Consider the following 12,710-nt stretch of genomic DNA (forward strand, 5'->3'; position numbering starts at 1 on the left):
CGATTGGCTCGACAGTTTTTCGAGGAAAGTGGTTGGCGAAGCCGGTAGAAGGGCTTTTCGCTCCGTCGCTCATGCGCGTGGTTTGTGCGCAAGCCGACCATTTTCTGCTTCACTCAAGGCTCGCCGACAGGCTGGTCGCCCGGAGATAGGGGAAGGCGTAATGGCAACGGTAGACCGCTGGCTTCTGCCAGATGGCATCGAAGAAGTACTGCCACCGGAAGCTGCGCGTATTGAAGTCGCGCGTCGTCAGGTGTTGGATCTGTTCCAGAGCTGGGGTTACGAGTTTGTCGTGACTCCCCATATCGAGTACCTGGAATCCCTGCTGACCGGCGCGGGCCAGGACCTGGATCTGCGCACCTTCAAGGTCATCGACCCGCAATCGGGCCGTCAGATGGGTTTCCGCGCCGACATCACGCCGCAAGTGGCGCGCATCGATGCGCATACCCTGCGTCGTGAAGGCCCAAGCCGCCTGTGCTATGCCGGTAGTGTCCTGCACGCTCAGCCTCGCGCCCTGTCGTCCTCGCGCAGCCCGATTCAACTGGGTGCCGAGTTGTACGGCGACGGCAGTCCGAGCAGCGACGTCGAAGTCATCAGCCTGATGCTGGCCATGCTGCAACTGGCCGATGTGCCGGATGTGCACATGGACCTCGGTCATGTTGGCATCTATCGCGGCCTGGCCCGTGCGGCCGGTTTGTCCGGTGAAGTCGAGCAGCAGTTGTTCGATGCCTTGCAACGTAAGGCCATCGACGAGGTCATTACCTTGACCGAAGGCTTGCCTGCCGATCTATCGGGCATGCTGCGGGCGTTGGTCGACCTGTGTGGCGGTCGTGAAGTGCTGGCTGCGGCCCGCGAGCGTCTGGCCAAGGCGCCGGCCCCTGTTCTGGCAGCGCTGGACGACTTGCTGGCGATTGCCGAGCGGCTGTCCGTGCGTTTCCCTGAGCTGCCGCTGTATTTCGACCTGGGCGAGCTGCGTGGCTACCACTACCACACCGGTGTGGTGTTCGCTGTGTTCGTACCGGGTGTTGGCCAGTCCATTGCCCAGGGCGGTCGTTACGACGACATCGGCGCCGACTTCGGTCGCGCCCGTCCGGCGACCGGCTTCTCCACCGATTTGAAAACCCTGGTGACCCTGGGGCGTGCTGAGATCGAGCTACCGTCTGGCGGTATCTGGATGCCTGACAGTACGGATGCGGCACTCTGGCAGCAGGTTTGCCAGTTGCGCAGTGAGGGTCAGCGTGTCGTTCAGGCATTGCCTGGACAACCTTTGGCCGCCGCCCGTGAAGCGGACTGCGACCGGCAATTGATTCAGCAGAACGGGCTTTGGCAAGTATCGCCACTGGCTTCTTGAGTTTTCCTGCCGGCTGCCGCCGGCACCAAGTTTGCGCGAATGAGGACAAGTGTTATGGGTAAGAATGTCGTAGTCCTGGGCACCCAATGGGGTGATGAGGGCAAAGGCAAGATCGTTGATCTGCTGACCGAACATGCTGCCGCCGTAGTGCGCTACCAGGGTGGCCACAACGCTGGCCACACCCTGGTGATCGACGGTGAGAAGACCGTCTTGCACCTGATTCCGTCGGGCGTGCTGCGCGAAGGCGTGCAGTGCCTGATCGGCAACGGCGTGGTGGTTGCACCCGACGCTCTGCTGCGGGAAATCACCAAGCTGGAAGAGAAGGGCGTACCGGTGCGCGAGCGCCTGCGTATCAGCCCGTCCTGCCCGCTGATCCTGTCCTTCCACGTTGCGCTGGACCAGGCCCGTGAAAAGGCCCGTGGCGAGCTGAAGATCGGTACTACCGGTCGTGGCATCGGCCCGGCATACGAAGACAAGGTTGCACGTCGTGGCCTGCGTGTTGGCGACCTGCTCAACATGCCGCGCTTTGAAGACAAGTTGCGTGAACTGGTGGATTACCACAACTTCATGCTGGTTGGTTACTACAAAGAGCCAGCCATCGATTTCGACAAGACCCTGGCCGAGTGCAAAGACTACGCTGAGCTGCTCAAGCCGCTGATGCTGGACGTGACTGCCGAGCTGCACGACCTGCGTCGTGCTGGCAAAGACATCATGTTTGAAGGCGCCCAAGGTTCGTTGCTGGACATCGACCACGGTACCTACCCGTACGTGACCAGTTCCAACACCACCGCTGGCGGCGTTGCTACCGGTTCGGGTGTCGGCCCTATGTTCCTGGACTACATCCTGGGCATCACCAAGGCTTACACCACCCGTGTAGGTTCGGGTCCATTCCCGACGGAACTGTTCGACGAAGTCGGCGCGCACCTGGCTAAACAAGGTCACGAGTTCGGCGCGACTACCGGCCGTGCCCGTCGTTGTGGCTGGTTCGACGCCGTTATCCTGCGTCGCGCTATCGATGTGAACAGCATCTCGGGCATCTGCCTGACCAAGCTGGACGTACTCGACGGTCTGGAAAGCATCAACATCTGCGTCGGCTACAAAGATGCAGAAGGCAAGGCCGTTGCCCCGACTGATGCTGACAGCTACGTGGGCCTGCAGCCTGTGTACGAAGAAGTGCCGGGCTGGACCGAATCGACCGTGGGTGCCAAAACCCTGGAAGAGCTGCCAGCTAACGCCCGTGCTTACATCAAGCGCGTCGAAGAGCTGATCGGCGCGCCGATCGACATTATTTCGACGGGCCCGGATCGCAACGAAACCATCGTCCTGCGCCATCCGTTTGCTTGATAAGTCGTTGATGTAAAACACAAAGGCCCCTTAATTGGGGCCTTTGTCGTTTATGCCTGCTGGACGGCATGACCTTTGCTATTAGCTTTGCCTAAAACGTCACTTTTGGCGTGCCATCAATTTAATGGCGCTTTTGCAGAGGGATATCAAGTGTCGGCCGTTCTCTCATTGTTACAGAGCCGTTTGTTGCGGCCCGTGTTCGTTACCCTTGGTATCGCCCTTTTGGTGCAGGTGCTGGTAGCTGTCGCTCTGACCCGGAGCACGGTGACCGCGCTGGAAGCCGATCTGGGCCTGCGCCTGGGCGCGGACAGTCAAAAGCTTTCCGCTGAGCTTGAGCAGGCGGGACGCGAAGTCACATCGAGCCTCGACAGTCTCTCTACCAGTACGCGTCAGCGCCTGACCGCCGGTTTGTCCTCGCGTCTTGAGCAGGAGCAGGCGCAATTGCGTTCGGCCCTGGAAAAGGACCTGAAGGACTCCGCCAGCGACATGGCACAGCTTCTGGCTTCCGTCGCGCCTCGCGCCATGTGGGACAACGACATTCCGACACTTTCCGAGTTCGCCCGCCGGGCCCAGCGCAATCCCAATGTGCTGTTCGTGGTGTATGACGACGCCACCGGTCAGCACCTGACGCGCTACCTCAATCGGGAAAACCCGATCAACAAGGCGCTGCTGGAAAAAGGCCAGGGCGAGCGTGCGCTGGACAAGGTACTGGATGCGGCGAAGAACGATCCTTCGGTGTTCTACATCGAGGCCCCGATCAATCCTAACGGCGTAGAAATCGGCAAGGTCCTGATGGGGGTCTCGACGGCTTCCGTGGAGACTGATCTGGCGGCCCTCGACAAGCGCTTCTCGGCGTTGATCGCCAGCAGCGATCAACTGGTGGGCGACAGCCTCAAGGGTGCGGCTGCTGACAGCGCAACGGCCATGCGCTCGCGTCTGCAGTCGGCGCAGTCCACGGCGGCGGAGATGAAGGCCAATACCACCAGCACCGTGCAGGAGGCTGCTACGACATTGCGCTGGCGCATCGGCGTGTGTCTGGCGGTGGTGGGCTTCGGTGTCCTGCTGTTGTTGGCGGTGGTGCTCGGTCGCCGAGTGGTCAATCGCCTGAAAATGCTGATCGTTGCCATGGATGACCTGGCGGCGGGCGAGGGTGATCTGACCAAACGTGTGCAGATCAACAGCAAGGATGAAATCGGCGACATGGCCTCGGCGGTCAATCGCTTTGTGGATAAGTTGCAGCCGATCGTGCGTGAGGCGGGGGATGTCGCCCAGCGTACCGGCGTGGAGATCGGCGCCATGACCTTGCGCAACGCCGGTGCGGACGCGGCGGCTGGCATGCAGCGCGACGAGGTGGCGGAGAGTTTGCGCGCCTTGTCGCAAATGGCTGATGAGGCGCAGTCGGAAAGCCATGCCATGCAGGCGGCGCTGAAGCAGGTGGTGGACATTCGTCAGGCCACCGACGAAAACACCCGGACCTCGGCGAAAGTCGGCAGCCTGATCGAGGAGTTGGCGGGTCAGGTCAACACTGGCGCGCAAGTGATCGAGCGCCTGGCGCAGCAAAGTGAGCAAATTGAGGTGGTGCTGACGGTGATTCACGGCATCGCCGAGCAGACCAACCTGCTGGCGCTGAACGCAGCGATTGAGGCGGCGCGTGCCGGCGAGACCGGGCGCGGGTTTGCCGTGGTGGCCGATGAGGTGCGGGCGCTGGCGAGCAAGACGCAAAGCTCCACCGGCGATATTCAGGCGCACATCGTGGCCTTGCAGCAAGGTGCGCGTGAGGCGGTGGCGGCGATTGGTCAGGCCGGGCGTCAGGCCAGTGAGGGTTTGCTGGTGCTGCGTGACAGTGCGCGGTTGCAGCAGTCGGTGCAGGCATCCGTCGAGCAGGTCCATGCGGCGATCGGTTTGGCTACCCAGGCTGCAGCGCATCAGGCGCAGGGCGCGCAGGCAGTTCGGGGGCGGGTGCAGACCATTCATGCCCAGGCCGAGAAAGCGGCGCAAGCTGTCGTGGAGACTACGGCGAGCGGCAAGGTGCTCGATGGTCTGGCGGCGCAGTTGAAGGCGAGCCTGGGGCAGTTCAGGGCTTGATCGGTTGTTGGTGCCGGCCCCTTCGCGAGCAAGCCCGCTCCCACATTGGCTCTTTGTGAACATCATATTTGTGTTCGACAGAGGACCACTGTGGGAGCGGGCTTGCTCGCGAAAGCGGTTTCAGCGACTCAGATACATCCGGGTCGTCAGCAAATAGACCGGCAACCCTGACACCAATATCAACAACGCCGCATAAGGCGCCGCCGCCGCAAACTCCACATTCGCGGTATGCGCCCAGACTTCCGTCGCCAGTGTATTGAGTCCGGTGGGGCTCAGCAGCAAGGTCGCCGTCAGCTCCTTCATCGCATCCAGGAACACCAGGGCAAAAGCCGCCCCCAGCGCCGGGAAAATAATCGGCAGTGTCACTCGGCAGAAGGCACTGAATGACGAGGCTCCCAGTGTGCGCGCCGCCTCCTCAAGCTGCGGTGCCGCCTTGTTCAGGGCGGTGCGGATCGGCGCCTGGGCCAGCGGCAGAAACAGCAGGGCATAGGCGATCAGCAGCAATGCCGAAGTCTGGTAAAGCATCGGCACGTAGTGCAGGGCGAAATACACCAGGGTCAGGGCAATAACCAGCCCCGGCAGCGCGTGCAGCAGATAGGGCAGGCGCTCGGCCCAGATCGCCAGTTGGCCTTTGTAGCGCACGACCAGCAGGCCGACCGGCACCGCCAGCACCAGGCACAGAGCAGCGCCACCCAGCGACAGAGCGAGGGACGACAGCAATGCTTCGCCGATTGCCGCTACGGGAAAGGCTGCCGATGTTCCTACCGCCAACCAGTAGACCAGCATCCCCAGCGGAATCCCGCTGCCAATGATTGCCATCAACAGGCAATAAAGCTGTCCCGCCACAGCCCAGGGTCCCAGTTGAACCTGTTCCGCGCGTCGCGCCGCACCCTGTCCGGTGCGCACGTGTCGACCCTTGCCGCGCACGCGCAGCTCCAGCCACAGCAGCGCCAGGCACAACATCAGCAGTACGGCGGAGAGCATCGCCGCGTTGGCATTGCTGAACTCCAACTCGAACTGCTGATAGATCGCCGTGGTGAAGGTTTGCAGGCCGATGATCGACAAGGCGCCGAACTCCACCAGCATGTGCAGGGCAATCAGCAACGAACCCGCCAGCAGCGAAGGCCAGAGCAGGGGCAGGGTGACGCGAAAGAACACGCCCCAGCGATTTTGCCCCAGCGTGCGAGCCGACTCTTCCAGGGACGGATCGAGATTGCGCAAGGTTGCCGCCACGGGCAGAAAGATCAACGGATACTTGGACAGGCTCATCACCAGGATCGCACCGCCGAGCCCTTCGAAATGAGCGCTGAGGGAAACCCATGTGAAGCTGCTGACAAAGGCCGGTACGGCAAACGGCAGGCAGAGAATCACGCCCCACAGTCGTCGGCCCGGCAGATTGCTGCGCTCGAGCAACCAGGCCAGCGACAAGCCGATCACCCCGCAAACAATGGTGACGCCAATCATCAATGCGAGTGTGTTGCGCAGCAAGCCGAACACATAAGGTCGCCATAGCAAATGCAGTGCTTCTGCCCAACCTGCTTGCCAGGCTTTGAGTCCGACATAGGCCAGCGGCAGGAAGCTGAGGACGACCAGCAGCAAGACCGGCAACATCAACCCTATCGGTGGACGCTTGCGGCGGGGTGCGTTGTTGCTGCGCAGGCTGGTGGCAGATAGCGATGCGCTCATCAGTTCAAGCCAACGTCACGTTCCAGGTCCAGGGCTTCTTCGGCATTGCCGAGGTCGGCTGGCGTGACTTTCGGCGCTTGCAACTCGCTGAATGGCTTGAGTCCGCGATCAGACTCCATGCCTTTGTGCAGCGGGTATTCGGCGGTGGTCTGGGTGATCACGCGCTGGCCTTCCTCGCTGGCCATGTAGGCGAGCAACTGCTGTGCTTCCTTGGGGTGTTTGCTGGAATTGAGCACCGCAGCACTGGAAACCGTGATCAGTCCGCCGACATCGCCACCGCTGAAGTAATGCAGTTTCGAGTCGAGCTGGCCTTTTTCACGCTGCAGGGCGAACCAGTAGTAATTGTTGACGAGTACGGTGGCGACTTCGCCATTTTCCACCGCTTTCAGCGCAACCATGTTGTTGCTGTAGGTCTTGCCGAATGCTCGCAGACCGGTCAGCCACTCTTCGGCTGCGTCCATGCCGTGCACCTTGATGATCGCGACCGCTTGCTCCTGGAAGGCGCCGCTGGTGGGTACGAAGCCGACCTTGCCTTGCCATTTCGGATCGGAGAATTCCATCACCGAGGTCGGCAGGTCTTTTTCATCGATCAGCTTGGGGTTGAACGCAACGACGCGCACCCGGGCGGTCACGCCAATCCAGGTGCCGTTACCGGCGACGTATTCCTTGGGCAGAACGGCCAGTGTGGTGTCATCGGTTTTGGCCAGCAGGCCTTGTTCGCCGAGTTTGTTCAGGGGTGGCGATTCTTCGGTGTAGATCACGTCGGCGGGGGAGCGATCGCCTTCTTCGACGATCTGGCTGGCGAGCTGGTTGCTGCTGCCTTTGCGCACGTTGACGTGGATCCCGGTCTTGGCTTCGAAGGCCTTGGCGACCGCGTCGCCGACTTCTTTGTGCTGGCCGTTGTAGAGGGTCAGGGCAACCGGATCGGCGGCTTGAGTGAGGGGAGTGGCGAGTGCCAGGCCGAGGAGGGTGGTGATCAGGCCGCGGCGCAGGGTATTTCGAAACATCATTCGCAGGGTTCCTCACTGTCACATTGCAAAAACTTGTAACAATGATAAACGATATTGTTTCTCAAATGCGCCGATAAATCCTGTAGGAGCGAGCTTGCTCGCGATGGGCGTGAACGAAAACGAGGGGTGTCTGGAGAAATGCGTCGCCTGTACATCCATCGCGAGCAAGCTCGCTCCTACAGGGGGAGGAGGCGTGTTTTTAAACCCCGGAAACGCAAAAACCCGCTTTCGCGGGTTTTTGTGAAATCCAAGGTCGTAACCTTGAATTTGAATTGGTGCCCAGAAGAAGACTCGAACTTCCACGACCGTAAGGTCACCAGCACCTGAAGCTGGCGTGTCTACCAATTTCACCATCTGGGCATTCATCTTCAGCGTTGCCGCTGTTGATGTGGCGCACTATACGGAGAGCGTTTTGATCTGTAAACCCCTGATTTTAAAATTAATAAACCAGTGGTCAAAAATGCAAAAACCCGCTTTCGCGGGTTTTTGTGTGAGCCTTGAAATTGAACTAATCTCAAGCTCGAAATTGGTGCCCAGAAGAAGACTCGAACTTCCACGACCTTGCGGTCACCAGCACCTGAAGCTGGCGTGTCTACCAATTTCACCATCTGGGCAGTATCGGCAACGTTGTCCGTCGTCGATGGCGCGCACTATACGGAGCGTCTTTTTAACTGTAAACCCCCGGCCTCAAAAAAACCTGAAAAAATTCACCAACGGTCTGCAATTCAGCTTTGAGGTGTCGATACAGGGCTTTAGATGGGTCGTCTTAGCTTGAAATTTCCCGTTTCATTACGCCTATGCCAAACTAACCCGCATATAGACAAGGTGAAAACTCTCTAATGGCCGATTGGCAGTCCCTCGATCCCGAGGCCGCTCGTGAAGCGGAAAAATATGAAAACCCTATTCCTAGCCGCGAACTGATCCTTCAGCACCTTGCTGATCGAGGTTCGCCTGCTAACCGCGAGCAACTGGTCGAAGAGTTTGGTCTGACCACAGAAGACCAGATCGAAGCCCTGCGCCGCCGTCTGCGCGCCATGGAGCGCGATGCTCAACTCATCTATACCCGTCGCGGCACTTATGCACCGGTGGGCAAGCTTGACCTGATCCTGGGTCGCATCAGCGGTCACCGCGACGGCTTCGGCTTCCTGGTGCCGGACGACGGCAGTGACGACCTGTTCATGAGCCCGGCGCAGATGCGTCTGGTGTTCGATGGTGACCGTGCCCTGGCCCGGGTATCCGGCCTGGACCGTCGTGGTCGCCGCGAAGGCATGATCGTCGAAGTGGTGTCCCGCGCTCACGAAACCATCGTCGGCCGCTACTTCGAAGAGGGCGGCATCGGTTTCGTGGTTGCGGACAATCCGAAGATCCAGCAGGAAGTGCTGGTGACGCCGGGTCGTAACGCCAACGCGCAGATCGGTCAGTTCGTCGAAGTGAAGATCACTCACTGGCCGACGCCACGCTTCCAGCCGCAAGGCGACGTGGTTGAAGTCGTGGGCAACTACATGGCGCCGGGCATGGAAATCGATGTTGCCCTGCGTACCTACGACATTCCTCACGTCTGGCCTGACGCCGTGCTCAAGGAAGCCGGCAAGCTCAAGCCGGAAGTCGAAGAGAAAGACAAAGAGAAGCGCATCGACCTGCGTCATCTGCCGTTCGTCACCATCGACGGCGAAGATGCCCGCGACTTCGACGATGCGGTCTATTGCGAAGCCCGTCCGGGCAAGCTGCGCCTGTTCTCGGGCGGCTGGAAGCTGTACGTGGCGATTGCCGACGTATCCAGCTACGTGAAACTCGGTTCGGCGCTGGATGCCGAAGCGCAGGTTCGCGGCAACTCGGTGTACTTCCCCGAGCGCGTGATTCCGATGCTGCCTGAGCAGCTGTCCAACGGTTTGTGCTCGCTGAACCCGCAAGTCGATCGCCTGGCCATGGTTTGCGAGATGACCATCTCCAAGTCCGGTGAAATGACCGACTACTGCTTCTACGAAGCGGTGATTCACTCCCATGCGCGCCTGACCTACAACAAGGTCAGCGCGATGCTGGAAACGCCGAAAGCCACCGAAGGGCGCAAGCTGCGCGGTGAATACACCGACGTGGTGCCGCACCTCAAGCAGCTGTACTCGCTGTACAAGGTGTTGCTGGCGGCCCGTCACGTACGTGGCGCGATCGATTTCGAAACCCAGGAAACCCGGATCATCTTCGGTTCCGAGCGCAAGATCGCCGAAATTCGTCCGACCGTGCGCAACGATGCGCACAAACTGATCGAGGAGTGCATGCTGGCGGCCAACGTGGCCACCGCCGAATTCCTGAAGAAACACGAAATTCCGGCGTTGTATCGCGTTCACGATGGCCCGCCACCGGAGCGCCTGGAAAAGCTGCGCGCGTTCCTCGGCGAGCTCGGCCTGTCCCTGCACAAAGGCAAGGATGGTCCGTCGCCGAAGGATTACCAGGCACTGCTGGCCGGCATCAAGGATCGTCCGGATTTCCACCTGATCCAGACTGTCATGCTGCGTTCGTTGAGCCAGGCGGTTTACAGCGCCGACAACCAGGGCCACTTCGGCCTGAATTACGAGGCGTACACCCACTTCACTTCGCCGATTCGCCGCTACCCGGACTTGCTCACGCACCGGGCGATTCGCAGCGTGATCCATTCGAAGCAGAACACCCCGCACGTTCGCCGTGCCGGTGCGATGACCATTCCGAAAGCGCGCATCTATCCGTACGACGAAGCGGCCCTGGAGCAACTCGGCGAGCAGTGCTCGATGAGCGAGCGCCGTGCCGACGAAGCGACCCGCGACGTAGTGAACTGGCTCAAGTGCGAGTTCATGAAAGATCGCGTTGGCGAGTCGTTCCCGGGTGTGATCACCGCCGTGACCGGTTTTGGCCTGTTCGTCGAACTGACCGATATCTACGTCGAAGGCCTGGTGCACGTCACCGCGCTGCCGGGCGATTACTACCACTTCGATCCTGTGCACCACCGCCTGGCCGGTGAGCGTACCGGTCGCAGCTTCCGCTTGGGCGATACCGTGGAAGTGCGTGTCATGCGCGTCGACCTCGACGAACGCAAGATCGACTTCGAGATGGCCGAGAAAACCATCAGCGCGCCGATCGGCCGCAAGAAGCGTGGTACCGAAAGCACGGCACCCGCTGCGAAAGTCGAAGCAGAACCGGCCCCGGCGAAAACCGGTCGTCGTCCTGCCAAGGAAAAGGCTGTAGAGGCCTATCGCCCGAGCGATGCGGCGGCGAAAAACGCCGAAGTGCGCAAAAGTCGTGAAATGAAACAGGCGTTGCTCGCCGGTGCGAAAAGCGGCGGTAAAGCGGCGTCTGGGGGAAAGACCAGTCGGTCGACGCCTGACAAGGCTGTCGGCGGCAAGCCAGCCAAACCGAGCAAACATCGTAAAGGCCCGCCAAAAGCGGGCTCGGCTCCAGCCAAGAGTGGTGGGGCGCGTAAACCTAAGGCCAAGCCATGAGTCAGTTGGAAAAGATCTACGGCGTACATGCTGTAGAAGCGTTGTTGCGTCACCACCCGAAACGCGTGAAGCAGATCTGGTTGGCCGAAGGTCGCAATGACCCTCGGGTCCAGACGCTGATCGAACTGGCCAACGAAAACCGGGTGCAGGTCGGCCAGGCCGAGCGCCGTGAAATGGACGCCTGGGTTGAAGGCGTGCACCAGGGTGTGGTCGCGGACGTGAGTCCGAGCCAGGTCTGGGGTGAGGCGATGCTCGACGAGCTGCTCGATCGCACCGACGGCGCACCGTTGTTGCTGGTGCTCGACGGCGTGACCGATCCGCACAACCTCGGCGCCTGCCTGCGCTCCGCCGATGCGGCGGGCGCGCTGGCAGTGATCGTGCCGAAGGACAAGTCGGCGACCCTGACTCCGGTTGTACGAAAAATCGCCTGCGGTGCGGCGGAAGTGATTCCGCTGGTTGCCGTGACCAACCTGGCGCGCACTCTGGAAAAGCTCCAGCAGCGCGGCTTGTGGGTTGTCGGCACGGCCGGTGAAGCTGAGGTCAGCCTGTATGACCAGGATCTGACCGGCCCGACCATCCTGATCATGGGTGCCGAAGGCAAGGGCATGCGTCGCCTGACCCGCGAGCATTGCGACTACCTGGTCAACCTGCCGATGGCCGGCAGCGTCAGCAGTCTCAACGTTTCCGTGGCGACGGGTGTCTGCCTGTTCGAAGCGCAGCGTCAGCGCAGTGTCAAAGCCAAGGCTGCTGCCAAGAAGTCCTAAGCTCGACGCAATCAAAATGTGGGAGCGGGCTTGCTCGCGAAAGCGGAGTAACATTCAGCAAAGATGTTGGATGTAGTACCGCATTCGCGAGCAAGCCCGCTCCCACATTGGTTATGCGTTATGTTGAAGATTGGTGGTTCGAACGGACTGTTCAAATAATCGCCAATTACCTTGCGCCTCCCTCGCCCCTTCTCTACAATTGCGCCCCTTGCTGTGATGGCAGGCACCAACGTGTCTAGCGTCCGCAAGTCCATAAGTGTCATTCACTCCTTGTCTGACCGCTTTTGAGCGGCAGGCTACAACCCGTAAGGAGCATTCATGCGTCATTACGAAATCATCTTTTTGGTCCACCCGGATCAAAGCGAGCAAGTCGGCGGCATGGTTGAGCGTTACACCAAGCTGATCGAAGAAGACGGCGGCAAAATCCACCGTCTGGAAGATTGGGGCCGTCGTCAACTGGCCTACGCAATCAACAATGTTCACAAGGCTCACTACGTGATGCTGAACGTTGAGTGCACCGGCAAGGCCCTGGCCGAGCTGGAAGACAACTTCCGCTACAACGATGCAGTGATCCGTAACCTGGTCATCCGTCGCGACGAAGCCGTTACCGGCCAGTCCGAGATGCTCAAGGCTGAAGAAAACCGCAGTGAGCGCCGTGAGCGTCGCGACCGTCCTGAGCACGAAGGCGCTGAAAGCGCTGATAGTGATGACAGCGACAACAGCGATAACGCTGACGAGTAATCCACGGACCTTTTAAGGAGCCAATTACATGGCACGTTTCTTCCGTCGTCGTAAATTCTGCCGCTTCACCGCTGAAGACGTGAAAGAGATCGATTACAAAGATCTCAACACTCTGAAAGCCTACGTATCCGAGACCGGCAAAATCGTTCCAAGCCGCATCACCGGTACCAAAGCTCGTTATCAGCGTCAGCTGGCCACCGCTATCAAGCGCGCCCGCTTCCTGGCCCTGCTGGCCTACACCGACAGCCACGGCCGCTGAGACCGG

At 60.3% G+C, this 12,710-nt stretch carries 10 protein-coding genes and 2 tRNA genes; 7 read left to right on the top strand and 5 right to left on the bottom strand.

All coding sequences use genetic code 11. The annotated features are described in order from the left end of the window. Window positions 1-160 precede the first annotated feature (160 nt). The 3 genes from PspS34_RS02490 (at window position 161) to PspS34_RS02500 (ending at window position 4,777) form a co-directional block, all read left to right on the top strand. The gene (locus PspS34_RS02490) at window positions 161-1,348 is read left to right on the top strand and encodes an ATP phosphoribosyltransferase regulatory subunit (protein WP_007973265.1); all 1,188 of its coding nucleotides are present in this window, start codon (window positions 161-163) and stop codon (window positions 1,346-1,348) included. Between the two features lie 54 nt (window positions 1,349-1,402). Beyond that, entirely contained in the window at window positions 1,403-2,692 is a 1,290-nt protein-coding gene (locus PspS34_RS02495; protein WP_154861124.1) for an adenylosuccinate synthase, read from the top strand. A gap of 150 nt (window positions 2,693-2,842) precedes the next feature. Next, window positions 2,843-4,777: a methyl-accepting chemotaxis protein gene (locus tag PspS34_RS02500; RefSeq protein ID WP_150811890.1), complete on the top strand. Its 1,935-nt coding sequence runs from the start codon at window positions 2,843-2,845 to the stop codon at window positions 4,775-4,777. Between the two features lie 120 nt (window positions 4,778-4,897). Here the strand turns inward: PspS34_RS02500 and PspS34_RS02505 are convergent, their stop codons facing one another. The 5 genes from PspS34_RS02505 to PspS34_RS02525 all read right to left on the bottom strand — a co-directional run bounded on the left by PspS34_RS02505 (window position 4,898) and on the right by PspS34_RS02525 (window position 8,087). Continuing rightward, on the bottom strand, window positions 4,898-6,463 hold the full coding sequence (locus tag PspS34_RS02505) for an iron ABC transporter permease (protein ID WP_159389504.1): 1,566 nt from the start codon (window positions 6,461-6,463) through the stop codon (window positions 4,898-4,900). Further along, window positions 6,463-7,473 (bottom strand): extracellular solute-binding protein, encoded by a 1,011-nt coding sequence (locus PspS34_RS02510; RefSeq protein ID WP_154861122.1) that lies wholly within the window; start codon window positions 7,471-7,473, stop codon window positions 6,463-6,465. Before PspS34_RS02510 ends, PspS34_RS02505 begins: the two co-directional genes overlap by 1 nt. A gap of 18 nt (window positions 7,474-7,491) precedes the next feature. Continuing rightward, window positions 7,492-7,776, bottom strand: coding sequence for a hypothetical protein (locus PspS34_RS02515; protein WP_159389505.1), 285 nt, complete (start codon window positions 7,774-7,776; stop codon window positions 7,492-7,494). Next, a tRNA-Leu gene (locus PspS34_RS02520) sits at window positions 7,747-7,833 on the bottom strand. The genes PspS34_RS02515 and PspS34_RS02520 overlap by 30 nt, the downstream gene beginning before the upstream one ends. Window positions 7,834-8,000: 167 nt before the next feature. Then, window positions 8,001-8,087 (bottom strand) — tRNA-Leu (locus PspS34_RS02525). A gap of 225 nt (window positions 8,088-8,312) precedes the next feature. On the opposite strand from PspS34_RS02525, the gene rnr reads away from it, so the two are divergent. The 4 genes from rnr (at window position 8,313) to rpsR (ending at window position 12,704) form a co-directional block, all read left to right on the top strand. Then, the gene (rnr, locus tag PspS34_RS02530) at window positions 8,313-10,940 is read left to right on the top strand and encodes a ribonuclease R (RefSeq protein ID WP_159389506.1); all 2,628 of its coding nucleotides are present in this window, start codon (window positions 8,313-8,315) and stop codon (window positions 10,938-10,940) included. After that, window positions 10,937-11,704 carry a 23S rRNA (guanosine(2251)-2'-O)-methyltransferase RlmB gene (gene rlmB, locus PspS34_RS02535; RefSeq protein WP_007973273.1) on the top strand — a complete coding sequence of 256 codons (768 nt, stop codon included), beginning with the start codon at window positions 10,937-10,939 and terminating at the stop codon, window positions 11,702-11,704. The genes rnr and rlmB overlap by 4 nt, the downstream gene beginning before the upstream one ends. Before the next feature lie 318 nt (window positions 11,705-12,022). Continuing rightward, the gene (rpsF, locus tag PspS34_RS02540; protein WP_008048087.1) at window positions 12,023-12,445 is read left to right on the top strand and encodes a 30S ribosomal protein S6; all 423 of its coding nucleotides are present in this window, start codon (window positions 12,023-12,025) and stop codon (window positions 12,443-12,445) included. A gap of 28 nt (window positions 12,446-12,473) precedes the next feature. Then, window positions 12,474-12,704: a 30S ribosomal protein S18 gene (rpsR, locus tag PspS34_RS02545; RefSeq protein WP_002551829.1), complete on the top strand. Its 231-nt coding sequence runs from the start codon at window positions 12,474-12,476 to the stop codon at window positions 12,702-12,704. The last annotated feature ends 6 nt before the right edge of the window (window positions 12,705-12,710 follow it).

The sequence above is a fragment of the Pseudomonas sp. S34 genome, from assembly GCF_009866745.1.
GTDB classification, from domain to species: Bacteria; Pseudomonadota; Gammaproteobacteria; order Pseudomonadales; family Pseudomonadaceae; genus Aquipseudomonas; species Aquipseudomonas jessenii.

Bases quoted from the DNA above. Each gene is read 5' to 3' on its own strand.
- PspS34_RS02490 (WP_007973265.1), top strand. From the start codon at position 161: ATGGCAACGGTAGACCGCTGGCTTCTGCCAGATGGCATCGAAGAAGTA.
- PspS34_RS02495 (WP_154861124.1), top strand. From the start codon at position 1,403: ATGGGTAAGAATGTCGTAGTCCTGGGCACCCAATGGGGTGATGAGGGC.
- PspS34_RS02505 (WP_159389504.1), bottom strand. From the start codon at position 6,463: ATGAGCGCATCGCTATCTGCCACCAGCCTGCGCAGCAACAACGCACCC.
- PspS34_RS02510 (WP_154861122.1), bottom strand. From the start codon at position 7,473: ATGATGTTTCGAAATACCCTGCGCCGCGGCCTGATCACCACCCTCCTC.
- rnr (WP_159389506.1), top strand. From the start codon at position 8,313: ATGGCCGATTGGCAGTCCCTCGATCCCGAGGCCGCTCGTGAAGCGGAA.
- rlmB (WP_007973273.1), top strand. From the start codon at position 10,937: ATGAGTCAGTTGGAAAAGATCTACGGCGTACATGCTGTAGAAGCGTTG.
- rpsF (WP_008048087.1), top strand. From the start codon at position 12,023: ATGCGTCATTACGAAATCATCTTTTTGGTCCACCCGGATCAAAGCGAG.
- rpsR (WP_002551829.1), top strand. From the start codon at position 12,474: ATGGCACGTTTCTTCCGTCGTCGTAAATTCTGCCGCTTCACCGCTGAA.